Annotated in this window: 22 protein-coding genes; 15 read left to right on the top strand and 7 right to left on the bottom strand. The window is 68.8% G+C overall.

What is annotated here, in order from left to right; all coding sequences use genetic code 11:
- The first annotated feature begins 135 nt into the window (after window positions 1–135).
- The 3 genes from VK92_RS08985 (at window position 136) to VK92_RS08975 (ending at window position 2,071) form a co-directional block, all read left to right on the top strand.
- Window positions 136–882, top strand: coding sequence for a MipA/OmpV family protein (locus tag VK92_RS08985; protein WP_048025889.1), 747 nt, complete (start codon window positions 136–138; stop codon window positions 880–882).
- A 287-nt stretch (window positions 883–1,169) separates the two neighbouring features.
- A complete protein-coding gene (locus tag VK92_RS08980; protein WP_021157219.1) occupies window positions 1,170–1,505 on the top strand; it encodes a hypothetical protein in 336 nt (111 codons plus the stop codon).
- A 47-nt stretch (window positions 1,506–1,552) separates the two neighbouring features.
- Complete coding sequence (locus tag VK92_RS08975; RefSeq protein ID WP_226127361.1) at window positions 1,553–2,071, top strand: hypothetical protein; 519 nt, start codon at window positions 1,553–1,555, stop codon at window positions 2,069–2,071.
- A 31-nt stretch (window positions 2,072–2,102) separates the two neighbouring features.
- Here VK92_RS08975 and VK92_RS08970 read toward each other — a convergent pair whose 3' ends face one another.
- From VK92_RS08970 to VK92_RS08965, 3 genes are all read right to left on the bottom strand, one after another.
- The gene (locus tag VK92_RS08970) at window positions 2,103–3,317 is read right to left on the bottom strand and encodes a lytic transglycosylase domain-containing protein (RefSeq protein WP_048025891.1); all 1,215 of its coding nucleotides are present in this window, start codon (window positions 3,315–3,317) and stop codon (window positions 2,103–2,105) included.
- A 237-nt stretch (window positions 3,318–3,554) separates the two neighbouring features.
- Complete coding sequence (locus tag VK92_RS41580) at window positions 3,555–3,731, bottom strand: hypothetical protein (protein WP_155648212.1); 177 nt, start codon at window positions 3,729–3,731, stop codon at window positions 3,555–3,557.
- Window positions 3,731–4,891, bottom strand: a complete 1,161-nt coding sequence (locus tag VK92_RS08965) for a porin (RefSeq protein WP_048025892.1) — start codon at window positions 4,889–4,891, stop codon at window positions 3,731–3,733. Before VK92_RS08965 ends, VK92_RS41580 begins: the two co-directional genes overlap by 1 nt.
- Before the next feature lie 482 nt (window positions 4,892–5,373).
- Between VK92_RS08965 and VK92_RS08960 the strand changes: the two genes are divergently transcribed.
- Genes VK92_RS08960 through VK92_RS08945 form a run of 4 tightly spaced genes read left to right on the top strand, consistent with a single transcriptional unit; the run spans window position 5,374 to window position 10,357 of the window.
- Window positions 5,374–5,883, top strand: coding sequence for a sigma-70 family RNA polymerase sigma factor (locus tag VK92_RS08960; RefSeq protein ID WP_048025893.1), 510 nt, complete (start codon window positions 5,374–5,376; stop codon window positions 5,881–5,883).
- Between the two features lie 3 nt (window positions 5,884–5,886).
- On the top strand, window positions 5,887–6,873 hold the full coding sequence (locus tag VK92_RS08955) for a FecR domain-containing protein (RefSeq protein WP_048025894.1): 987 nt from the start codon (window positions 5,887–5,889) through the stop codon (window positions 6,871–6,873).
- 54 nt (window positions 6,874–6,927) lie between these two features.
- Window positions 6,928–9,504, top strand: a complete 2,577-nt coding sequence (locus VK92_RS08950; protein ID WP_048025895.1) for a TonB-dependent siderophore receptor — start codon at window positions 6,928–6,930, stop codon at window positions 9,502–9,504.
- Window positions 9,505–9,559: 55 nt separating this feature from the next.
- The gene (locus VK92_RS08945; protein ID WP_419761818.1) at window positions 9,560–10,357 is read left to right on the top strand and encodes a hypothetical protein; all 798 of its coding nucleotides are present in this window, start codon (window positions 9,560–9,562) and stop codon (window positions 10,355–10,357) included.
- Window positions 10,358–10,372: 15 nt separating this feature from the next.
- Here the strand turns inward: VK92_RS08945 and VK92_RS08940 are convergent, their stop codons facing one another.
- A complete protein-coding gene (locus VK92_RS08940; protein WP_048025896.1) occupies window positions 10,373–11,263 on the bottom strand; it encodes a LysR family transcriptional regulator in 891 nt (296 codons plus the stop codon).
- A 112-nt stretch (window positions 11,264–11,375) separates the two neighbouring features.
- On the opposite strand from VK92_RS08940, the gene VK92_RS08935 reads away from it, so the two are divergent.
- On the top strand, window positions 11,376–11,801 hold the full coding sequence (locus VK92_RS08935) for a VOC family protein (protein ID WP_048025897.1): 426 nt from the start codon (window positions 11,376–11,378) through the stop codon (window positions 11,799–11,801).
- A gap of 140 nt (window positions 11,802–11,941) precedes the next feature.
- Window positions 11,942–12,526, top strand: a complete 585-nt coding sequence (locus tag VK92_RS08930) for a flavin reductase family protein (protein ID WP_021163062.1) — start codon at window positions 11,942–11,944, stop codon at window positions 12,524–12,526.
- 51 nt (window positions 12,527–12,577) lie between these two features.
- Here the strand turns inward: VK92_RS08930 and VK92_RS08925 are convergent, their stop codons facing one another.
- Complete coding sequence (locus tag VK92_RS08925; protein WP_027787799.1) at window positions 12,578–13,474, bottom strand: LysR family transcriptional regulator; 897 nt, start codon at window positions 13,472–13,474, stop codon at window positions 12,578–12,580.
- Window positions 13,475–13,571: 97 nt separating this feature from the next.
- Between VK92_RS08925 and VK92_RS08920 the strand changes: the two genes are divergently transcribed.
- From VK92_RS08920 to VK92_RS08910, 3 genes are read left to right on the top strand one after another with little or no spacing between them, the layout of a single operon-like run.
- Window positions 13,572–14,870 carry a CitMHS family transporter gene (locus tag VK92_RS08920; RefSeq protein WP_048025898.1) on the top strand — a complete coding sequence of 433 codons (1,299 nt, stop codon included), beginning with the start codon at window positions 13,572–13,574 and terminating at the stop codon, window positions 14,868–14,870.
- Between the two features lie 42 nt (window positions 14,871–14,912).
- Window positions 14,913–16,271 carry an acyclic terpene utilization AtuA family protein gene (locus VK92_RS08915; RefSeq protein ID WP_048025959.1) on the top strand — a complete coding sequence of 453 codons (1,359 nt, stop codon included), beginning with the start codon at window positions 14,913–14,915 and terminating at the stop codon, window positions 16,269–16,271.
- Window positions 16,271–16,582, top strand: coding sequence for an AtuA-related protein (locus tag VK92_RS08910; protein WP_027787796.1), 312 nt, complete (start codon window positions 16,271–16,273; stop codon window positions 16,580–16,582). The genes VK92_RS08915 and VK92_RS08910 overlap by 1 nt, the downstream gene beginning before the upstream one ends.
- Before the next feature lie 49 nt (window positions 16,583–16,631).
- Here VK92_RS08910 and VK92_RS08905 read toward each other — a convergent pair whose 3' ends face one another.
- Window positions 16,632–17,453 (bottom strand): carbon-nitrogen hydrolase family protein, encoded by an 822-nt coding sequence (locus VK92_RS08905; protein ID WP_048025899.1) that lies wholly within the window; start codon window positions 17,451–17,453, stop codon window positions 16,632–16,634.
- A 273-nt stretch (window positions 17,454–17,726) separates the two neighbouring features.
- Between VK92_RS08905 and VK92_RS08900 the strand changes: the two genes are divergently transcribed.
- Window positions 17,727–19,556, top strand: a complete 1,830-nt coding sequence (locus tag VK92_RS08900; protein ID WP_048025900.1) for a methyl-accepting chemotaxis protein — start codon at window positions 17,727–17,729, stop codon at window positions 19,554–19,556.
- Window positions 19,557–19,627: 71 nt separating this feature from the next.
- On the opposite strand, the gene VK92_RS08895 is transcribed toward VK92_RS08900, so the two are convergent.
- A complete protein-coding gene (locus tag VK92_RS08895) occupies window positions 19,628–20,419 on the bottom strand; it encodes a response regulator transcription factor (RefSeq protein ID WP_048025901.1) in 792 nt (263 codons plus the stop codon).
- A gap of 219 nt (window positions 20,420–20,638) precedes the next feature.
- Here VK92_RS08895 and VK92_RS08890 point away from each other — a divergent pair, with 219 nt between their 5' ends.
- Window positions 20,639–22,990: a hypothetical protein gene (locus tag VK92_RS08890; protein ID WP_048025902.1), complete on the top strand. Its 2,352-nt coding sequence runs from the start codon at window positions 20,639–20,641 to the stop codon at window positions 22,988–22,990.
- The gene (locus VK92_RS08885; protein WP_122982924.1) at window positions 22,987–24,207 is read left to right on the top strand and encodes a hypothetical protein; all 1,221 of its coding nucleotides are present in this window, start codon (window positions 22,987–22,989) and stop codon (window positions 24,205–24,207) included. Before VK92_RS08890 ends, VK92_RS08885 begins: the two co-directional genes overlap by 4 nt.
- Window positions 24,208–24,214 lie beyond the last annotated feature (7 nt).

Here is a 24,214-nt window from a genome sequence, read left to right as displayed (position 1 = left end):
AACAATCGAACACAATTGAGCACAGATTTTCCGAAGATTCAGGACAGTCTCGGCGCGGGGCGGCACCTAGACTGCGGGCTCCGTCACTTCTATCTCAATATTGTGCGCCCAATACTTCGCCGCTACCGCTATTGCATGCCGCTCGCCGGCCTGACCCTCGCCGCCGCCGCCCACGCGGAAAACCAGTATTCGCTGTCGCTCGGCGGTGGATTCGCACCGCGCTATCCGGGCAGCAACCAGTATCGCGGTGTCGTTGCGCCGGGGCTTTCCGCGAAGTTCGGTAACGGCTTCTTCATCGACAGCACCGAGGGCGCCGGCTACCGGCTCGACCTGCCGCACGGCGTGTTCCTGTCGGCGGCCGTGAGTTACGACGCGGGCCGTGCGGACGAGAACCGCTTCGACCTGCCGGGCTCCGACTACCTGAAGGGCATGGGCCGGATTCCGGGCTCGGTGCTCGTGGGCGTGCGCGCGGGCGTGACGCTCTTCAACGCGGCGGAGCTGAGCGTCACGATCGACACACCGGTGACGCACACGTCGCGCGGCGTGTCGGGGCACATGGATCTCGCGGTGCCCGTGTTCAAGACCTCGCAGCACGAGATCATCGTGACGGGAACCGTGCACGCGGGCTCGGGGCGCTACACGCAGACGTTCTACGGCGTGACCGACGCACAGTCGATGACGAGCCGGTTCCGGCCGTATTCGACGAGCGGCGGGATCGACAGCGCGTCGATGGCGATCGCGTGGAACTGGACGCTGTCGCAGCACTGGTCGGTGCTCGCGACGGGTGGCGTGACGCGCTTGCTCGGTCGCTACGGTGACAGTCCGATCGTCCAGTCACGCAGCAACTATTACGGCATCGCGGGCGTGACCTACAAGTTCTGAGTGAGTTGCGGGCGCGCGCATGCCGCACGCGCGGGCGTCGGTGCCGGCGCCGGTGTTGCAGCCGTCGCGGCGAATCGCGTGCGGTAACATGCTGGCGGGTCCGGCGCCGTGCCGGACTTGCGACCCGGTTCGCCGATACGGCCGGACCGTATCGCGTCACCGCCGGCATTCGCCGGCCGGCCTTCGTCGGGGAACGGTCGGCGGCACGCGGCACCGATCATTCATGCGGCGCCGGGCCGTGCACGAAGGCCGTACACGTCACACCGGGGCGCGACAGGGAGAAACCGATGAAGAACACGATCGCGATACTCGTTGCACTCGTTGCGAGCGCAACCTTTGCAGGATGTGCGGACATGGACACGAAGCACCCCAACGCCACCGCCGGCGGCGCGGTGATGAACCCCGCGCCGTCGGGTGCCGCGAGCGCGTGCAAGGCGGACGCCGCGCCGGACGACGCGCTGGTCGGAAAAACCGAGGCCGATGCGGCCGCGCTGCTCGACGGCTGCCTGTGGCGCGTGCTCGAACGCGACGGCAAATCGCTGCCGGGCACGATGGACTATCGCCAGGAGCGACGCGACCTCGGCATTCGCGACGGCAAGGTGATCTGGGTGCGGCGCGGGTGAGGGGGCTTGCCGGTGGCGCTAGGGGTACACGAGCGTGGGTCGTCGGCATGCGTGCCGTGCCCGGGATCGCCGCGTCTGCGAGGCTGTCGATGATGGCCCGGGCAGGGGCCCGCGCGCTGACACTGGCGGCGCTGGGTGTCCTGGCCGGATGCGGACGACATGATGGCACTGCATCCGGGCCGCGCACCGTATGCATCACCGGCTATAACGAGTACACGCGAAAGCTTCACGAGTTCTGGCTCGACAACGAGCACAAGTCGGGATGCTTCGGCAATCCCTCGGCACGGGAGTCGGGCGAGGCCTTCGGTGGCGGCGGTGGGTTTGCGTGCGGCTGCCGGGTCACGCCGGGGCAAACGGCGAAGCTCACATGGGTGTTCGCGCAACCGCTGGCCGAGATCCGGCGTGGCGCCCAGGCGGAACACAAGGCGATCGACGTGACGATTCCGCAGCCGGAATCGTCGACGTCGCGCTATCTGCGCGTGTATTTCAGGAAGAACGGCACGGCCGAACTGCAATGGGTGGACGACATGAACGCGCCCGAGCTGCCGCCGACCGTGGAGAAATGATCGCCGTGCTACGCGGGCGATCCCGGATGCGTTACTTCGAGATGTACCACAGCGCATCCGTGCTGACGCGCGAAGGCTGAGCGGCCGCAGCCGGCACCTGGGCCGGCGCGGGCGGCGGCGTGTTCGACGTGATGGCCGTCGGCAGCGTGGCCGGAACGTTCGCGGTGGACGGCGAGGCTGCCGTCGTTCCCGACGTCGAAGGCGTATTCACGTACCAGAGTGCATCGGCCGATGCCGTGCGTTTTGTCGTCGCTGCCGCCGCCGGACTGGCTGCCGTATTCGTCGCGGCATTCACCGACTTCTTCGAGAATACGGCCGTCGTCGCCGTACCGGCCTGCGCGGTCATGCCTGCGCCACCGGCTCCGCCACGCTGCGCACGCGCCTCGAACGGCCCGAGCTGGAAGATTAACGTTTGCGCGGGACGCGTCAGGACGGCATACGGGAACTGCAGCTCCCACGACATCAGCACGCGGCCGGACGACGTTTCGGTGAAGATCGCCGGCAGGTGCTTCATGTCGCTGAACTGCACGTAGACCCGCGCGCCATCGTCGAACACCTGGGTCGGCTTGGCCTGATCCGCTCCGGTGACCGTCCAGCCGAAGTTGTACGTGCCGGCCGGGCCGGCCGGGCCGCCCTGCGGGGGCGCCGGCGGCGGAGCCGTCGAGATCGTGCGCGGGCGCGTGACCTGCTGCGGGGCAGACACGCTCAGGCTCGCGAACGGGTTGTACGCCTGGGCCTGTTGCGGCGGCGTAAAGGACGGTGGAAGGATGGGCATGGGAGTATCCGGCGAATCCGGCATGGTCCGGATTGCATCATAGACCTTGCGCGCATACGCGAGGCGCTTGTCGGGCGACGCGGAGTTGTACGCGCCGATCGCGTTCCAGTTGGCGCCGAGCTGGCGGATGTTCTGCGACAGGATCCACGCGCCGACATACGCGTTCGTGCACGCATCGAACAGGCTCTCCCGCGTGATGCCTTCGCGCGCGAGCGTCGGCAGCCAGGTGCTGTTGATCTGCATCAGCCCGATGTCGACCGTGCCGTTCGTGTTGGTGTTGACGGCGTTCGGGTTCATGCCCGACTCGACCTGTGCGATGCCGCGCATCAGGCTGACGCTCACGTGCTGGAACGCGGCCGCGTCGTCGAGGCAATCGGCCCGCGCGACACCATGCAGCGCGCACGACAGCGCAATCGTCGAGGCGATTTTCAGCGTTTCTCGGCTGATCGAACGGGTGGTCTGACGCGGCATGGCAGGATGGGGCGGAATCCGGGCGCCCGGTGCAAGGAAATTACGCGAGACGCGAAGTTTGCCATAGCGAGCAGGCAAATGGCTCGCGTCAAACTTTCCTTTGCATTTGCCCATGCGCCCGACACGCCTTTTTATCGTGTCCGATCACGGCGTGCGGCGAAGCATTATCGGTAAATATGGCCGGATTTCCCGGTGAATGGCGGGGCAATGGCGGCGCCGGAATACTGACGCATCGCGTCATTCGTCCCGGGAAACCGGTGCTGAATCAAACCGGATGAAAATCGGCAGGCGGCCGATATCCGCGGTGAAACGGGCGATGAAAAGGCGATCGGGAAATACGCCGGCGGCCGGTGCCGCCGTATCGGCCGATGCGGATTCGGCCGGCCGCACGGTGGGCAGCCGGCCGTTTTGCATCAGAAGCGGTGACGCAGGCCGAGGTTGACCATCGTCTGCGAGCTCGTGCCCGCGTAGCCGTACGAACCGATCGACGCCTGCGCGCCCATCGAGCCGCCGTTGCCGTCGCCGGTCCGGCCGCTTGCGTGCTGGTACGCGGCGGTCAGGTAGACGTCGGTGCGCTTCGACAGGTTGTAGTCCGCGCCGGCCGATACCTGGTGATAGGTGGCCGACGTGTCGCCGCCCGAGCGCGTATAGCTGTAGCCGACGCCGACCAGCAGCGCGTTCGTCGCCTGGTAGTTCACGAAGCCTTGCCCGGTGTTGTAGTGCTCGTTCGAGTTGAATACCGAGCTCGCATCGCGGCGGTACTGCGCGTTGCTGTAGCCGACGCCGAACGTGAACGGGCCGGCGACGTACTGGCCCGCGATACGCGCGATGCCGATCGAGTGTGCGCTCGCATAACCGTTGTTGATCGGGCCGTCGAAGGTGCCGTCCGACGAGCTGGTCCAGCCGTTGCGCAGCGCGTTCGACGCGGGGCTGTTGGTCGCGTGGAAGTACCCGCCCGCGACGCTGAACGGCCCGTTGTTGTACGACACAGCGGCCGAATACGATTGCGCGGCGCCGGTGCTGCCGGCGATGCCGCCGAACGAATACATCGCGGAGAACTGCAGGCCCGCATAGACGGCCGACGTGTACTTCACCGCGTTGTCGACGCGGAAGCTGTTGTCGTAGTTGTCGACGTCGCCGGGCGTCGCGAACACGCTGCCGAGATAATTGTCGGCGGTGATGCCCTGCACGAGATCGACGAGCGGATCGTACTGGCGGCCGAACGTGAGCGTGCCGTAGCGGTCGCTCGTCAGGCCGACGAACGCCTGCCGGCCGAACATGCGGCCGCCCTGGCCCTGCCGGCCGTTGCTCGGGTCGAAGCCGTTCTCGAGCTGGAACAGCGCCTTCAGCCCGCCGCCGAGATCCTCGGTGCCTTTCACGCCAAAGCGGCTGCCGGCAAGGTTGCCCGCGCTGCTGTTGCCGAGCATCCACGCGTTGTCCTTGCCCTGCGCATGGTTCACGTAGGTGATCGACGTGTCGATCACGCCATACAGCGTGACGCTCGACTGCGCATGCGCGACGGGTATCGCCGCGAATGACGCGATCGAAATCAGCGAGAGGGTCGTGCGTTTCATTTCATCTCCTTGCGCATTGGCTTGTGTTCGTGATCCGGAATGGCAGGAGACTACCGAGTGCGATTAAAACGGAAAAACGAAATTCTCTTTTGTGGCTTGAGGCAGACAGGGATGTGCTCCAGTCTCGACGATCGAGGGATTTGAATTATTGAAAATTGCGTATCAATTGATTGTCATTTCGCGATTTGGCCATTCCGGCTTGCATATCTCGCGATAATTTCGACCGATTCGACGGGGAGTCGAGGTGGTTCGGATATTGTTATCGATCCGTCAAATAACTATTTAACGAATCGATTTGGCCGCGGTGTAATGAATGTGTTAACGACGCATCGGGCGACGGCATCGCGGCGGCGTCTCCCTTCCTGTCACGTTGTCGTGGCACGCATGGCACGCATGGCACGCCGGTCGTCGACCCGGTTTTGTATATAATAATCATTCTCATTTACAAGATCGTTGACGCCTGCGCACCCCGGAACCCGGCCATGTCTGCTGACCAGCTGTCTCTCCATCGAGAAATCGACGCCCTCTATACCGGCCACCACGCGTGGCTGCGCGGCTGGTTGAGCCGGAAGCTCGGTTGCGCGCACCGCGCGGCCGACCTGGCGCACGACACCTTCATGCGCCTGCTCGCACGCGACGAGCCGATCGGCGCCGACGAGCCGCGCGCATTTCTGACCACGGTCGCGCAGCGCGTGCTGAGCAACCACTGGCGGCGCGAACTGATCGAGCGCGCGTATCTCGATGCGCTCGCGCAGCGCCCCGAAGCGTATGCGCCGTCGCCGGAGGAGCGGGCTGTCGTGCTCGAGACGCTGCTCGAAATCGACCGGCTGCTCGACGGCCTGCCGCTCGCGGCGAAGCGTGCGTTCCTGCTTGCGCAACTCGACGGGCTCACGCAGGCCGAGATCGCGCGCGAACTCGGCGTGTCGCTCGCGACGGTGAAGCGTTATCTCGTGAAGGCCGGCACGCAGTGTTTCTTCGCGATGGCGGCCTGACCGATGGCCGCCCCGGGAGCGCCGGCGGTGCCGCCGCAGGTTGCGCGTCGCGCGGTCGAATGGTGGGTCGACCGGCAGGCCGGCCGCACCGGCGAAGCGTTCGACGCCGCGCTCGCGCGCTGGCGCGCGGAGGATCCGGCGCACGACGCGGCATGGCGCCATATCGAGACGATGCAGCAGAGGTTGGGCGGGCTCACGGCCGGGCTCGACCCGCAGGCCGCGCACGCGGCGCTGCTGTCGCCGCGTGCGGGCCGCCGCCGCGCGGCCGTGAAGGCGCTGGCCGTGCTGCTGTTCGCGGGCGGCGCCGCATGGATGGCCGAACCCGCGCGGCGCGCGGCGATCTGGCCGGCGGACCTGCGAACGGCGGTCGGCGAGCGGCGCACGGTGACGCTCGCGGATCGCACGGTCGTCGTCCTCGATACCGACACGGCGCTCGACGTGCGCTTCGACGCCGCCGCGCGCCGCCTGCGCCTGCTGCGCGGCACGATCATGGTGACGAGCGGTCACGACGATCGCGTGCCCGCGCGGCCGCTCGTCGTCGCGACCGCGCAAGGCGAGTTGCGGCCGCTCGGCACACGCTTCGCGGTGCGGCAGCGCGACGGCGCGACGCGAATCGAAGTGTTCGCCGGTGCCGTGCGCGTGCAGCCGGACGATGCGGCGGCACGCGCGCGCGTGATCGCGGCCGGGGAGGGCGCGGATTTCACGCGCGATGCGATCGGCGCGCAGGCACCGCTCGATGCGTATGCGTCCGCGTGGACGGGCGGCATGCTGGTCGCGTCGCGCATGCGGCTGGCCGACCTCGTCGCCGAGCTCGACCGCTATCGCCGCGGCAGCCTGCGCTGCGATGCGGCCGTGGCCGACCTGCGCGTGTCGGGCACCTATCCGCTCGACGATCCCGCGCGTGTGCTCGACACGCTGAAGGCGACGTTACCGATCGATGTGCACTACCTGACGCGCTACTGGGCGACGGTCGTGCCGGCCCGTTCCTGAGCGTGTCGAAAAAAATTTCCGCCGACCTGAGCTGTTTCTCGATGTTCGCGTGACATGGGTAATGAAAGCAGCACTGGCCCATCGTCCACCGACTTCCCGATCATGGTTTCCATCCGTCTCACGTATCGGCGCCGTCCGGCGCCCGACCGACATCTGCCGCGCGCCGCGCGCCCGGCCGCACCCGCCGCGCCCGGGCACCTCGCGCGCCGGCTCGCCGGTGCCGTGCTGATGACCGCGCTGCTGCCGCTGCCCGCGCTGGCCGACACCGGCACCGATGCGGCGCCGGCCGCGCAGCGCGCGGCACGCCGTGCGTTCGACATTCCGGCCGGGCCGCTCGAAGCGGCGCTGAACCGGTTCGGCCGCGACGCGGGCATCCTGCTCGCGTTTCCGGCCGAGCTGACGGCCGGCCTGACGAGCGGCGGCGTACAGGGCCGCTTCGACGTCGACGGTGCGCTCGACCGCCTGCTGGCAGGCACGGGGCTCGTCGCGTTGCGGCAGCCCGGCGGCGGCTACACGCTCAAGCGTGCGGACGGCACGGTCGCGCGACCCGTGGCGGCCGGCGTGGCCGCGGGCGCCGAGTTGCCGGTGATCACGGTGCGCGACAGCGCGCTGCGCGCCGAAAGCTATCGCGCGCCGAAGGAGGCGGGCGTACTGCGTTCCGACATCCCGCTGCTCGACACCGCGCAGGCCGTCAACATCGTGCCGGCGCAGGTGCTGCGCGACCAGCGTCCGCGCAATCTGGACGACGCGCTCGGCAACGTCAGCGGCATCACGCAGGGCAACACGCTCGCGGGCACGCAGGACACGATCATGAAGCGCGGTTTCGGCGGCAATCGCGACGGCTCGGTCATGCAGAACGGGATGCCGCTCGTGCAGGGGCGCGCGTTCAACGCGGCGGTCGACAGCGTCGAGGTGCTGAAGGGGCCGACGTCGCTGCTGTACGGGCTGATGGACCCGGGCGGCGTGGTCAACGTCGTCACGAAACAGCCGCAGCTCGTGCGCTACAACGCGATCTCGCTCGGCGCGTCGACGTTCGGGCACGGCAAGAACGGCGGCAGCGCGACCTTCGATTCGACGGGGCCGGTCGGCGATTCGCGGCTCGCCTACCGGCTGATCGTCGATCAATCGAACGAGCAGTACTGGCGCAACTTCGGCGAATACCGGCAGACCTTCGTCGCCCCGTCGCTCGCATGGTACGGCCGCGATACGCAGGTCGTGGTGTCCTACCAGTACCGGACCTTCCATTCGCCGTTCGATCGCGGCACGGCGCTCGACCCGCGTACCAACGCGCCGCTCGACATTCCCGCGCGGCGGCGCCTCGACGAGCCGTTCAACAACATGGACGGCGAATCGCACCTCGCGCAGCTGAGCGTCGATCACCAGTTCAACGCGGACTGGAGCGCGCATCTCGGCTACAGCTACAACCGCGAGACCTACGACGCGAACCAGTTGCGCACGACGGGCGTCGATCCGGTGAAGGGCACGCTGTCGCGCAGCAACGATGCGACGCACGGCTCGCTCAGCACCGACAGCTACGGGATCGGCTACGTGAACGGCAAGCTGACGCTCGGCGGGATGCGGCACGACGTGCAGGTCGGCTTCGATACCGAATACCGTCGCATCTACCGCAAGGACATGCTGCGGCAGGCCGTGAAGACGCCGTTCAGCTATGTCGATCCCGTCTACGGGCTGCTGCCGCCGTCGAGCACCGTGTCCGCGAGCGACAGCGACCAGACCGACACGCTGCACGATGCGTCCGCGTTCGTGCAGGACACGATCCACCTGACCGACAAGTGGATCGTGTCGGGCGGGCTGCGCTACATCACGTACAACCAGGTCGCGGGGCGCGGCCGGCCGTTTACCGCGAACACCGATCTCAGCGGCTCGAAGTGGCTGCCGCGCGCGGGCGTCGTCTACAAGTGGACCGATACGTTCTCGCTGTACGGCAGCTATTCGCAGTCGCTGAAGCCGTCCTCGTCGATCGCGCCGATGACGGGCTACATCATCGACGGCGCGACGCCGCCCGAGGAAGCGACCGCGTGGGAAGTGGGCGGCAAGCTCGACCTGCCGGGCGGGATGACGGGCACGCTGGCATTCTTCAACATCGACAAGAAGAACGTGCTCGTGTCGCAATACAACGACGCGACCAAGCTGACCGACTGGCGCACGTCGGGCAAGGCGCGCTCGCGCGGGATCGAGCTCGACGTGTCGGGCCGGATCGGCGAGCGCGTGAACGTGATCGCGAGCTACGCGTACATCGACGCGAAGACGACCGAGGATCCGCTTTACGCGGGCAACCAGCTGTGGAACGTCGCGCGCCACACCGCATCGCTCGCGGCCGTCTACGATTTCGGCACGCTGGCCGGCGGCGACGACCTGCGCATCGGCGCGGACGTGCGTTACGTCGGCGCGCGGCCCGGCGATTCGGCGAACAGCTTCACGTTGCCGTCGTACGTGCTCGCCGACGCGTTCGCGACCTACGACACGCGGATCGGCAAGCAGAAGCTGTCGTTCCAGCTCAACGTGAAGAACCTCTTCAACCGCACCTACTACCCGTCGAGCGCGAACCGTTATTTCGTCGCGATCGGCGATGCGCGACAGGTGTCGCTGCTGACCACGCTGCAGTTCTGACCACGCAATCGCCGCGCGGCCGTCCCGGCGGCGCGCGGCTTCGGAGAAGATCCAGATGAACCGGAACATGAAAACCGGCGCCGTGCGCGCCTTTGCCACCGGTGTCGCCGGTGTCGCCGGTGCGCGGCGCCGCGCATTGCGCGCGATCGCGGGCTCGGTGCTCGCGATCGGCGCGGGCCTGGGCCTCGGGGCAGGGGCGGCTGCGCCCGCGCGGGCGGCCGATGCACCGCAGGCCGTCACGCGCGTCGCGATGCTCGTGCAGCTGCGCGGCCCGAACCTGAAGGTCGACGAACTCATCGGCCAGCATCTCGGCGAACGCGGCTACGCGGTGCGCCTGATCGACGAGTCCTCGACGCCCGACGCGGCGCGCGACGCCGACCTCGTCGTGATCTCGTCGACGGTGTCGTCGAAGAACGTGCGCCCCGGCTGGCGCACGCTCGACAAGCCGCTCGTCACGTGGGAAAACGACCTGCTCGACGATCTCGCGATGACGGGCAAGCGTCATGACGTCGACTTCGGCGAAACGGGCAAGGAGCGCTACCTGTGGCTCGTCAATGCGCCGCACCCGATCTCGGCCGGGCTGCCGGCCGGCGCGACGAACGTGTACGGCAAGCAGGCGCCGATGAGCTGGGGCAAGCCGGGGCTCGGTGCGATCACGATCGCGACCGTGTACGGCCAACCCGACAAGGCCGCGATCTTCGCGTACGAGAAGGGCGCGACGATGGACTACGAAGCGCTCGCGCCGGCGCGCCGCGTGATGTTCTTCCTCGACAACGACACGTTCGCGAACCTGTCGCCGGCCGGTGTCGCGCTGTTCGATGCGGCGGTCGACTGGGCGGCCGGGCGGCGTTGACCGACGACGTCGGCGTTATGCCGGCTGCGGCGGCGCGCGCCGTCGTGACGCCGCCTCGATCAGTTGCGCGAGCTGCTGGGCCGGCTCCGACATCGTCCGCCGCGCGCGGTGCACGAGCCCGATGTCGCGGTGGAACGTGTGGTGTCCAAGGTCGATCGCGCGCACGCCGGCCGGCCAGCGGCGATAGACGGCGGTCTGCGGGACGATCGCGACGCCGACGCCGTTCGCGACCAGCTTGACGATCGCGTCGAGCTCGTCGAGCTCACACGTGTCGCGCACCGCGAGGTGCATCTTTCTCAGGAAACGATCGACCTGGCGCCCGCCGAACGATGCGCGGTCGTAGCGCACGAACGGTTCGCGCGCGAGCAGTTCGGCCCAGTCGTTGCCTTTCATGCCGCGCGGCACGATCAGGCGGAACGGTTCCTGCGCGAGCGTCGTCCAGTGCAGGTCGCTCTGCAGCGAAAACGGCGGCCGGATGATCGCGGCCATGTCGATCTCGCCCGCGTCGACCCGGTTGACCAGCTCGATCGACAGCCCCGGTATCACGCGCGTGCGGCACGCGGGATGCCGGCGATGGAAATCGGCGAGCGCGGCCGGCAGCAGTGCGCTCTGCACCGACGCGATCGCGCCGATCGTCACGCGCACGGCGGCCGGCGAGCCGGGGGCCGTCGAGCTCAGGTTCTCGTACAGGCCGAGCAGCGCCTGCGCCTGGCCGAGCACGTGATGGCCCATTTCGTTGAGCCGCGCCGACCGGCCCTGCCGGTCGAACAGCGCGAAGCCGAGCTCGGCTTCGAGACGCTGCATCTGCGCGCTGACGGCCGCCTGCGTGAGCCCGATACGGTGGCCTGCCGCGGCGAACGTGCCTTCTCGGGCGACGGCGACGAGGGTTCTCAGTTCGCGAATCATTCATCAATTCCGTTTGTGAATGACGAAACTATATATTGATTTAATTTTCGCTCGACCTTGACTACCATGGTGCCGTCCTCGCGCCACGCGAGCGTTCCATCACGAGGCAACCATGAGTCTTTCCCCGTTTCACCTGGCGATCCCGGTCTACGACTTGGCGGCCGCGCGCGATTTCTACGGCCGTGTGTTCGGGCTGGCGGAGGGGCGTTCGAGCGCGCAGTGGGTCGACTTCGACTTCTACGGGCATCAGCTCGTGATCCACGAGCATCCGAAGACCGCATCGCAGGAAGGCGCGCATACGAACGCGGTCGACGGTCACGACGTGCCGGTGCCGCATTTCGGGATCGTGCTCGACTGGGCGAGCTGGGAAGCGCTGGCCGAGCGGCTGAGATCGTTCGGCGTGACCTTCGTGATCGAGCCGTATGTGCGCTTCCAGGGGCAGGTCGGCGAACAGGCGACGATGTTCCTGTTCGATCCGTGCGGCAATGCACTCGAATTCAAGGCGTTCCGCGATATCGGCCAGTTGTTCGCGAAGTGACCGGCGTCGTCGTCGGCACCCATTGAAATTGGGTGCGAGAATGCGGCCTTCGGGCTGGCTGCGCACATGCCCACCTGCGCACCGGCCGGCGCCGCGCCGCACGACATCCGTCCGTGCACGCCGTTCTCCAGGGAATCCGTATGGACAGTCACATCGCTCCGGTGGAGCTGAAGAAAGCCTACCGTCTCCTCAACCACGGCCCGACCGTGCTCGTGTCGGCCCGCCACGACGGCGTCGACAACGTGATGGCCGCCGCGTGGGCGTGCGCGCTGGACTTCCTGCCGCCGAAGCTGACGGTCGTGCTCGACAAGTCCGCGAAGACGCGCGAGCTGGTCGAGCGCAGCGGCACGTTCGTGATCCAGGTGCCGACGGCCGCGCAACTGCAGCTCACGCATGCGGTCGGCAGCCACAGTCTCGCCGAGCGTCCGGACAAGCTGCGCGAGGCGGGCGTCACGCTGTTCGACGTCGAAGGCCACGACCTGCCGTTCGTCGCCGGCTGCTCGGGCTGGCTCGCGTGCAGGCTGGTTCCGGAGCCGCACAACCAGCAGACCTACGACCTGTTCATCGGCGAGGTGGTCGCGGCGTGGTCCGACACGCGCGTGTTCCGCGACGGTCACTGGTATTTCGAATCGGCCGATCCGGCACTGCGCAGCCTGCACTACATCGCGGGCGGCAATTTCTATGCGATCGGCGAATCGCTGCACGTCGATCCGGACGCGCAATAAGCCGAACCCGGCGTCACGCGCGGGCGGGCTGTCCCGATCCGGGCGTGCGGTTCACGCGCGCTTTTTCAATTCCGTCAGCATGGTTTCCGCGAACGCCTGCGCGACGCGCGGCAGCGTGCGGCCGCGCTTCGTGACGAGCGCGATCGGCCGCACGAACGCGGGATCGTCGATCGGCTTCGCCACCAGCTCGGGCTCGGCGCGCACCTCGCGCGCGGTCGCGGGCAGGATCGTCACGCCGAGCCCGCCGCGCACCATCGCGACGGCCGTCATCATGTAGGTCGGCTCGCACGCGATGTCGGGCGTGCAGCCGGCCGCGTCCAGCGCGGCATCGACGACGCTGCGCACGCTCGTGCCCTGCGCGGTGAGCACGAGCGGCACGGCCGCGACATCGGCGGTGCTCACGCGGCGCTTGCGCGCGAGCGGATGATCCTTCGGGCACACGGCGACGAGCCGGTCGGCGCCCGCATACAGCACCTCCAGCGACGCATCGAACGTGTCGCCGCCCGTCAGTCCGAGATCGGCCTCCTCGTTGCGCACGAGCGCGGTGACGAGGCTCGCGACGCCGTCGCGGATCTCGAAGCCCGCGCGCGGCACGTCGCGCCGGAACGACTGGATCAGCTCCGGCAGCACGCTGGACGCGAAGGTCGGCAGGCACGCGAGCCGCACCGTGCCGCTCGTGCCTTCGCCGAGCGCGCGCGCGTCGCGCAGCACGCGCTCCATGTCGTCGAGCGAACGCTGCAGCAGCGGCAGCAGCTCGCGCCCGGTCTGCGTGAGCGCGACGCTGCGGCTGTTGCGGTCGAACAGGCGCGCGCCGACGATTTCCTCGAGCCGGCGGATCTGCACGGTCAGCGCCGGCTGCGACAGGTGCAGCCGCGCGGCGGCGCGCGTGAAGTTGCCGGCGTGCGCGACGGTGACGAACGCGCGAATGTCGCGAAGATTCAGATCCATAATGGTTCGTGATTGCTGCGATCAAATCATTTCAATTGTGCTATCGCTGCGCCGACCTTACGCTCGTCTCCAACAAAAGACAAGGTAGGAGACACGGATGCTGCCGTTACTCGGGCTTGGCACGATCGTCGTGCTGCTGGCCGCGATTCTGTCGAAGCGGATGTCGCCGCTCGTCGCGCTGATCATCGTGCCGATCGCCGCATCGCTGATCGGCGGCTTCGGGCTGCACACCAGCAAGTTCGTCGTCGACGGGCTGAAGGGCCTCGCGCCCGTGGTCGGCATGTTCGTGTTCGCGATCCTCTATTTCGGGACGATCACCGACGCGGGCATGCTCGACCCGATCATCGACCGGATCCTGCGCGCGGTCGGCACGCGGCCCACGCGGATCGTGATGGGCACGACGCTGCTCGCGCTGCTGATCCACCTCGACGGCTCGGGCGCCGTGTGTTTCCTCGTGACGATTCCGGCCGTGCTGCCGCTGTACGACCGGCTGAAGATGGACCGGCGCGTGCTGGCCGCCGCGGTGTCGATGGCCGCGGGCATCAACTTCCTGCCATGGACGGGGCCGATGATCCGCGCGTCCGCTTCGCTGCACCTGCCGGTGTCGGCGCTGTTCAATCCGCTGATCCCGGTGCAGGCGATCGGGCTCGTGTTCGTGTTCGGCGTCGCGTACTGGCTCGGGCGGCGCGAGGAGAAGCGGCTCGGCCTGTCGCGCGACGATGCGTCGATTCCGTTGCCGACCCGCGAGCTGACGCCCGACGAGCAGGCGCTGCGCCGGCCGCACCTGTTCTGGTTCAACCTCGTGCTGACGCTCGTCGTGCTCGGCACGATGGTCGTGATGGGCGAGAAGATCCCGCCGGCGATCATGTTCATGGTCGGGCTGTGCATCGCGCTGATGGTGAACTACCCGGACGTCGACATGCAGAGGAAGCGCATCGACGCGCATGCGCGCGCGGCGCTGATGATGGCCGGCATCCTGCTCGCGGCCGGCGTGTTCACGGGGATCATGCAGGGCAGCGGGATGCTGAAGGCGATGGCGCAGGCGGCGGTCGGCTTCGTGCCGCCGTCGATGGCCGGCCACATCCCGGTCGTGCTCGGCCTCGCGTCGATGCCGCTCAGCATGCTGTTCGATCCCGATTCGTTCTACTTCGGCGTGCTGCCCGTGATCGCGGAGGTGGCCGGCCAGCTCGGCGTGCCGGCCGTGCAGGTCGGGCAGGCCGCGCTGCTCGGCCAGATGACCACCGGTTTCCCGGTCAGCCCGCTGACGCCCGCGACCTTCCTCGTCGTCGGCCTGTGCGGCATCGAGCTGGCCGAGCACCAGAAGTTCACGTTTCCGCTGCTGTTCGGCGCGTCGATCGTGATGACGGTCGCGTGCGTCGTGCTGGGCATCTTTTGATTTTCACCGGCGGCGCACCCGCCGGACGACGACGGTATGGACATGACAGCAAAGCAACCTGAACGGCGCGTGCGCATCGGCGCGGGCGCCGGCTACTCGGGCGACCGGATCGAGCCTGCGGTCGAGCTGGCCGAACACGGGCAGCTCGACTATCTCGTCTTCGAATGCCTGGCCGAGCGCACGATCGCGATCGCGCAGCAGGCGCGGCGCCAGGACCCGTCGCTCGGCTACGACCCGCTGCTCGACGCGCGGATGCGCGCCGTGCTGCCGGTCGCCGCGCCGAAGGGCGTGCGCATCGTGTCGAACATGGGCGCGGCGAATCCGCGTGCGGCCGCACGGCGCACCGCCCGGATCGCGCAATCGCTCGGCGTCGCCGGGCTGAAGGTCGCGGCCGTCGAAGGTGACGACGTGCTCGACGTCGTACTGCGCGGCGCGTTCCGCTTCGAGGAATCGGGCGACGACGTCGCCGCCTATCGCGACCGCATCGTGTCCGCGAACGCGTATCTCGGCGCCGCGCCGATCGTCGACGCGCTCGCGGCCGGCGCGGACGTCGTGCTGACCGGTCGCGTCGCCGATCCGTCGCTGTTCGCCGCGCCGCTGATCCATGCGTTCGGCTGGCGGATGGACGATTGGGACACGCTCGGGGCCGCGACGGTCGTCGGCCACCTGCTCGAATGCGCGGGGCAGGTGACGGGCGGTTATTTCGCCGACCCCGGCTACAAGGACGTGCCGAACCTCGCGCGGCTCGGGTTTCCGATCGGCGAAGTCGCGGCGGACGGCTCGGTCGTGATCACCAAGGTGCCGCACGCGGGCGGCCGCGTGAGTGCGGCGACCTGCAAGGAACAGCTGCTCTACGAGATACACGATCCGGCGCGGTACCTGCAGCCCGACGTCGTCGCGGATTTCACGCAAGTCACCGTCGCCGAGGAGGCGGCGGACCGCGTGCGCGTGACGGGCGGGCGCGGCGCGGCGCGGCCCGACACGCTCAAGGTGTCGGTGGCGTATGTCGACGGCTGGATCGGCGAAGGCCAGATCTCGTATGGTGGCCCGGGCGCGCTCGAACGCGCGCGTCTCGCGCTGGGGATCGTCCGCGAGCGGCTGGCATTGACCGGCGTCGCCGCGACCGAGCTGCGCTTCGACCTGATCGGCGTCGATGCGCTGTATGGCGACGCGACGCCGGCCGTGCGCGGCGAGCCGGCCGAGGTGCGTGTGCGGGTGGCCGGCCGCGCGGCGAGCGCCGGCGAAGCGGCGCGGATCGGCAATGAAGTCGAGACGCTCTATACGAACGGGCCGGCCGGCGGCGGCGGCGCGTTCAAGTCGACGCGCGAGGTGATCGCCGTGCAGTCGGTGCTGCTGCCGCGCGCGGCCGTGACGCCGTCGTTTTCGTTCGTGGAGGCATGATGCAACTGCGTGAACTCGCGCATGCGCGCACCGGCGACAAGGGCAATACGCTGAACGTGTCGGTGATTTGCCGCGATCCGCGCCATTACGATCATCTGCGCACGCATCTGGGTGCCGATGCGGTAAAGGCGTGGCTTGCGGGTATCGTGCACGGCGACGTCGTGCGGTACGAACTGCCGGCGCTCGGGGCATTCAATTTCGTGCTGCGCGATGCGCTCGGTGGCGGCGTCACGCGCTCGCTCGCGCTCGACGCGCACGGCAAGTCGGTCAGTTCGGCGCTGCTGGCGATCGAGGTGCCGGAGCCGGCGTGACGGGCATGACGGGCGTGACGGATGGCGCCGCCCGGGCGGGCGAGCCCCGTCACGGAATCAGCAACTCGCGAAGCCCGTCCGCATGCTCGATACGTTCGCCGGCGATGTGCAGGCGCTGGTCCCTGCGATAGTCGTAAACCGCGCGCGACGCGGCGAGCTGGTCGAAATCGAGCTCGATCGCGTGGCGCGATTCGCCGTTGCCGGCTTCGAAGATCAGGTTGCCGAACGGATCGGCCGCGAGGCTGCCCCCCGCGAACACGACGTCGTGCGTGCTGCCGCCGACGCGGTTGGCGACCACCGTGAACACCTGGTTCTCCATCGCCCGCGCCGTTGCCGACGTGCGGTGGACCGGGCGGTACGGTTCCATGTTGCCGTCGGTGATGAGGATCAGCTCGGCGCCGAGTTCGGCGAGCGCGCGGCCGGTTTCGGGGAATTCGTTGTCGTAGCAGATCAGCAGGCCGATCCGCACGCCGTGCCATTCGATCGTCGCGTAGCGGTCGCCGGGCAGCACGACGCCGTGCTCGCTCACCCACAGGTGTGTCTTGCGGTAGCGCAGCGCGATGCCGTCCGGCGTGACGAGCACGGTGGTGTTGTAGAAGCGGCCGCCGTCGTTCTCGATCAGCCCGACCACGACGGCAACGTCGCGCGCGCGTGCGGCCGCGATGACCGCGCCGACGCTCGGGCCGTCGAGCGGCTCGGCGCATTCGGCCAGGTTCGACGGATCGAGGAAGCCGGTGAGCTGCGCTTCCGGAAACATCACGATGTCGGTGCCCGGTGCGCAGGTCGCGATCGCGTCGAGCGTGCGCTGCAGGTTGTAGTGCGTGTCGCCGTCGCGGCCGGCGAGCTGGACGATGTCGAGCTTCAGTTTCATGGGCGATTTCGGTGGGTGGGGCCGGCGCGGCCGGCTCCGCAACGTTGGACGTCGGAACGCCCGAGTATGCGCCGAACCGCCGGTTTTCCCATCCCGCCGGCGTGTTAACCCGTCAGGGGTATTGATCCCGCGTACTGTCGCCGGCCCGGGCTCAACTTTTTTTGCCGGTCTGACCAGTCGAACCTCAAGTTGCATCGCGTGCGGTCGTTAAGGACGGTTGAGTGCCCATTTGACCAACCGAAAACAACGCGGCAACCGGAGATCACCGTCATCATGCTGTCATCGATTCGCGCCCGGATTCTGGCGACCTGCGTCGCCATCGTAGTCACGGCCCTGGCCGTGACAGGCGGCCTTGTGTACTACGTCGTCAAGCAGCACAACGACACGACCATCGACCAGAACCTGCAGTCCGTCCTGACCGGCCACGCGCTCGCGCTCGACGAGTGGGTCGCGAGCCGCGCGCAGCAGACCCAGGCGCTCGCGGACACGCTGACGCCGGGCGAAGGCGATCCGCTGCCGGCGCTGACGCTGCTCGGCAAATCGGGCGGTTTCCAGGTGCTCACGCTCGGCCTGCCGGATCGCACCGCGTATTCGAACGTCCCGCTCGCGGCCGGCTACGATCCGACCGCGCGCCCGTGGTTCAGGCAGGCGGTCGACGCGGGCCGGCTCGTCGTCACGGCGTTGTACCGCGACGCGTCGACCGGCAAGCCCGCGTTCGCGTTCGCCGCCCCGATCGTTCGCGGCGGCACGCTGAAGGGCGTGCTCGCGGCGAGCCTCTACATGGAGCGCGCGAGTGCGATCGTGGCGTCGATGCATCCGACGCCGTCGAGCTTCGCATTCCTGGTCGACAGGAGCGGGCGCCTGATCGCGGGCGCGAAGACCGATCTGATCATGAAGCCGGCCGCCGAGCTGTCGCCCGAACTGACGCCGGAGCGGCTCGCCGGCCTGCAGACGGCGACCGAACCGGTGGCGATCGACGTGGACGGCGTGACCAAGCTGCTGCGCGCGCGCCCGATCGCCGGGACGGACTGGTCGCTCGTCATGGCGCTCGACCGGTCGGACGTGACGGCCGGCATGCGCGCCGTCGCGACGACGACGCTCATTGCGATCCTCGTCGTCGCCTGCGTCGCGGCGGCACTCGTCGGCGCGTTGACGAACGCGGCATTCAAGCGCGTGCTGCTCGTGCGCGACGCGCTGACCGACGTCGCGAGCGGGAGCGGGGACCTGACGAAGCGGCTGCCGGCCGACGGCGGCGACGAGGCCGCGCAGATCGCGCGGGCCTTCAACCTGTTCGCCGAAAAGATCAGCGCGATCCTGCTGCAGATACGCGGATTCAGCGAATCCGTGAGCGTGGCGAGCGCGGAGATCGCGCAGGGCAACCAGGACCTGTCGAGCCGCACCGAACACGCGGCATCGAGCCTGCAGGAGACCGCGGCGGCGCTCGAGGAGATCGCCGGCACGGCGCGCAACTCGGCCGATGCGGCCACGCAGGTGAGCCGGCTGGCGGAATCGGCGTCGGGCGTTGCCGTGCGCGGCGGCGAGGTGGTGAGCGAGGTGGTCGCGACGATGGACGAGATCACGAAGGCGTCGGCCGAGATCTCGAACATCATCGGCGTGATCGACGGCATCGCGTTCCAGACCAACATCCTCGCGCTGAACGCGGCCGTCGAGGCGGCGCGCGCGCACGAGCACGGACGAGGCTTCGCGGTCGTCGCGGGCGAGGTGCGCACGCTCGCGCAACGCAGCGCGGTGGCCGCCAGGGAGATCAAGCAGTTGATCCAGTCGTCCGTCGAGAAGATCGAAGGCGGATCGGGGCTCGTGAAGACGGCCGGCACGACGATGGACGAGATCGTCGAGGGCGTGCGCGGCATCACGAGCGTGATCGCGGAAATGACGGTCGCGGCGAACGAGCAGAGCACCGGGCTCGCGCAGGTGAACCAGGCCGTGTCGCAGCTCGATCACTCGACGCAGCAGAACGCCGCCCTCGTCGAGGAGTCGGCTGCGGCCGCCGCGCTGTTGCGCGAGCAGGCGGCTCAGCTCGCGCAGACGGTCGGCGAATTCAAGCTCGCGGGTTCGCAACGGGCCGCGACGGCATCGGCATGATCCCGCCGCGGCCGCCGAAGGCCGCCGCAAAGAGGCACGAAGGAGGGCGAGAACGGGCGCGACGGAGCGCGCTATCCGTCGGCCTGCGCCTTCAGGAACAGTGAAAACAGTTCCGATTGCGAATTGATCGCGAGCTTCCCGTAGATGTTGCGCCGGTGCACCTTGACCGTTTCGGCGGAAATCGACAGCTTGTTCGCGACTTCCTTGTTCGAGCGGCCGCTGAGGATCAGCCGGATCACGTCGAGTTCGCGCGCGGTGAGCGGCGTGCCGAGCCGCGCCATCGCCTGCTCGAAGCCATCGTGCGCGCCGGTCCGGCGCGGCGGCGCTTGCTCCGCGGAGGCGGGCTCGAACGCGAGCCGCTGCCGCATCAGCCCGGCCACCCACGGCCGGATCAGGTCGAGCAGCGCAACCTGCCCGGGGCTGAAGCGTCGTTTGCTGCCGAGCGACAGGCACAGCGTGCGCGCATCGTCGAGCACGACGTTGAACTGCACCTCGTCCTCGACGACGTTGTGCGTGAAATAGAGCGTGTAGTACTCGGTATCGCGAAAGCATTCGGGGGCGACGTCCGACAGCCGGAACAGGCCGCTCCTCGGCGCGTCGCGGTTCGCGATGTAGAACGGGTCGAGCTGGTACAGGCCCTGCACGTAGTCGCGGAACAGCGGGTCGGGGCCGCCGCCTTCGTACGGGCATTCGGCGAACACCTGCGGGCGGCCGTCGCCGAAGGTCAGCACGACCCAGCTGTCGACCGCGACGTATTCCTCGATCAGCCGGATCAGCGCCAGCCAGAAGCCCGGCTGGTCGAGCGACTCGATGAGCCGCCCGACCGAACGATGCCACGCGACATCCTGCAAGGTGAGGTTCATGCGGTTTCCGGGTCGGCGGGACCGGTCGGCGCGCGTCGCGCCGTCGCACCGTGCGCATCGACCTGTCCGGGGATGAAGAACGAGATCGTAACGCCGGGCGACGCGAATGGCGAGGCCGCGCACGGTCGCCGTCTCCTGATAAGCTATCGCGATTCCGAGATGGAGAAGTCGATGACTCCCAGCGCCAATACAACTACAAACGCCCATTCCAATATCGATATGACGACGATGCCCCTGACGGGCCAGCCGCTCGACACACTGATGAACCGGCTCGAAGCCGATCTCGAGGAAAGCGATTCGAGCCGCGAGAGCGACCTTGCGGCTCGACTGCGTGCGCAGCCGTTGCGTGCCGATTCGCTCGACGCGATCGCGCGCCTGCACACGCTGTGGATGCGCGCCGGCGATCCGGCCGCCGCGCGCGCCGTGCTCGACGAGGACGGCGCGGGCGTGCACGACGCGGCGCCGCCCGAGGCGCGGCCCGACATCCGCATGCAACTCGCGCTATACCGGCTGCAGGTCGCCCGGCACCTGGGCGAGAACGACGCCGTCAGCGAGGCGATCGGCCAGATGCACGACGTCTTGCGCACGTCGCCGACGCTCGATGCCGATCGCTACGTCCGCGCACGCATTCTCGATACGCTCGAATTCGACCACGCGGAGCATGCGCTCGACGCGATCGAACTGCGGCATGCGCTGCACCGCGCGATTGCCGACCGCGCCACGTTTCGCGCGTGGGACGAGGCGAACCGGCAATGCCTGCGTGCGTGGGCGCTGCGGCGTCTCGACCGGGACGACGACGCGCGTGCGGCGGCCGAGGCCGCGGTGGCTGCGATGGCATCGGCCGGCGCGGACCAGGACATCGACGCCGACGACTGGCTGCGGATCGGCCGGGCGATGATCGAGATCGCGCCGCTGCAGCTCGACACCATTCGCCAGGCCGTCGAGTCGCGCATTGCCGACTGGGCGCTGCCGCCGCGCCGCGAGGCCGAGGTGAGGCTGGCGCGGCTCGCCGCGCGGGCCGCACACGCGCAAGGCGATCTCGCGGGCGCGCTGGCCCGTTGCGAGATGGCGCGCCACAGCCTCGAATCGGATGGCAGCGACGACTTCATCGAATACGAACTGCCGTGGCTGCTCGAGGCGGGCCGTTTCGACGACGCGGGGCGCCGGGCGTTCTTCCACGTGTACCAGATCGAAAGCGGCATGCTCGACCGGGTCGGGCAGATCATCCATGCGCGCCTGGCCGAGCCGACCGACACGTCGGTCTGGTGGCCGCTGTGCGCGATGCGCGCAGCGGGTTTCCAGCCGACGCTCGAGCGGTTCGTCGAACTCGGTGCGGAAGGGCCCGACGCGCTGGCCGCGCGTTCGCCGACGCATGGCGAGATCTTTGCCGCGTTCGGCTCGCTCGAAGGCGACGCGTTGCGCTACGCGATCGCCGACGCCGCGCGCGAGGTCGCACTGCGGCGCGCGCCCGGCCATCCGTGGATCGCGCGGCTCGCGGCCGTCTACGACGGCGAAACCGGCCGCATCGACGCGACGACCCAGGCCGCGCGCCTGCTCGCGGCCGCGCAGGAAGGCGAGATGTACGACAACCGCACCGGGTTCATGCTGACCGATGCGCGCATTCGGGCGCTGGGTGTCGCCGCCGCGATGAAGCTGCCGCCGCCGCCGCTGCGCAGCGGCTTGTGGAGCTACGGCTACGCGTGCTCGATCGAGGACAGGGCCGAGGAGGCGATCGACGCGCTGCCGGCCGCGGAACAGGCGCCGGTGCGCGCCGATCTCGAGCGCCTGAAGATCGCCGTGTACGAGCAGGGCCGCGCCTGCATGGAGCGCTTCTTCGAGACGGGCGACGGCCATCCGTACGATGCGTGCGCGCACCTGTATTCGATGCTCTGCAACAACCTCGCGATCCTCTATCGCGACGAGGAGCGCTACGACGAAGCGCTGGTCCTGCATCGCAGCGGGATCGCGGCGAGTTCGTTTGCCGAGCATTACGACGGCGTGCGCTATGTGCTCGCGTGCCAGGAGAAGGATGAGGAGATGCTCGAAGCCGCCGAGCAGCTGTGGCACTACGCCGCCGAATTCGGTTACAGCCGGCACGAGCCGAACTGGTACGTGCGCGACGTGGTGCGCGCGCTGTACCGCGTCGATCGCTGCAACGAATTGCCGATCTGGCTCGAGCGCCTGGTCGGCTGGCAGCGCGAGCACGACCAGCTCGACGGCAGGTTGCCTAACGAGGCACTGATTGCCCGCCTCGTGTTCGCGGCCCACATGTCGGAGTCGCATCCGGACCAGGCATCGGCGCTGTACGACGCCGCGCGTGCGCAGGCCGACGCGTCGCGCGATCTGGACGTGCTGCTCCGGGCCGCCGACGCGGCGTACGAACTGGGCCGCCAGCCGGACGTGAAATATTTCTACGAACGGGTGCTCGCCGGCAACCGGCACGCCGCCGAACCGCTCGACCTGAAGGTGGACGTGATCGAGCGGCGGATCAGCGAGGCCGGTGCGCCGCCCGCGGCGCCGGGCCCGGCGACGGCCGCGCCGGGCAAGCGCTGGTGGAAGTTCTGGCAATGACGGCCGTCGGTCGGCGGACAGGCTATGCGCCGCGCAACGCGCTGAACGCCGATGCGCTGAAAGCGGCGATCGCCGCGCGCAGCACCGCGCGAGGCGATGCCGACGCGGTGCGCGCGTGGCTGCTCAACCATTTCTACCGGCACGTCGTCGCGAACTTCGAGCCGGCACGCACGATCGGGTCGCTCGACGACGCGCGGCAGGCGCTCGGTAACGCCGCGCCGCCGGCGTGGGTCGCGCGGCGCTTCGGTGCGGACGCGAAGACGATCGGCGAGGCCGACGCCGGCAGGCTGGCGCCCGTCGTCTGGGTCGACCCGGGCGATCCGCAGCTTCTCGCGCTCGAAACCACGCTCGTCGAGTTCCTCGAGTCGCGCAAGGGGACCGGGCTCGACGGCAAGCTCGACCGTGTCAATTGCCCGCAGGCGCTCGCGATGTGGGAACGCGAGCATGCGGAGATGGCGGCCCGGATTGCGCGCGGCTGGCGCGAGAGCCAGCGCGACGCGCTGCGCACCTGGTGTGAAACCGCGAACGGCCGCTTCGTCGAATTCCTGCCCGACAGCGCGCTGCTGCGCGCCGAAATGGCGTTCGAGAGTTACGTGATGCGCCATTGCCTCGGGCAGTTCGCCGACCGGCAGGCGCTGACGGGCGGCTACGGCGGGCGCTACGCGGAAGCGATCGAGGCGCGCACGCTGCGGCTGCTGAGCTTCCGGGACGCGAGCGGCCAGCCGCACATCACGATCGGTGTCGCGGTGCGCGCGGACGGCGGCCTCGACGTCGATCAGGTCAAGGGCAAGCAGAACCGGCCGCCGGTCGAGCGCTATGTCGACGACGTGCTGGCGTGCCTGAATACGCTGGGGACGACGGATAACACGCCGCCCGACTGCATCGCGCTCGGTGTGGTCCATACGGCGTCGGGATGGTGCAGGATCGAGGACGTGACGGATGCCGCGTCGCAAGCCCGGCTCGTCGCGCGCCATCCGCAATTGTTCGGGCGGCTCGCCGAACCGACGCCGACCGTCGAGTGGCTGGTCGCCGCGCGGCAGCCCGAACTGTTGCAGGCGCGGCCGCCGCGCGCCGGCTCGGTGCGTTACGCAGTGCGAGCGACGCTGGCGCCCGCGGTGCCGTCCGCGCAGCGGGACGACACACGGCCCGCCTTTGCAACCGAGAACGTGCGCTGGCCCGGCTACGACGCGCCGCATGGCGCCAGTGCCGGCGAATGACGGGGCG

It is taken from the genome of Burkholderia sp. LK4, assembly GCF_001043615.1.
Lineage (GTDB): Bacteria > Pseudomonadota > Gammaproteobacteria > Burkholderiales > Burkholderiaceae > Burkholderia > Burkholderia cepacia.
This window is presented reverse-complemented; position numbering and strand designations above follow the sequence as displayed.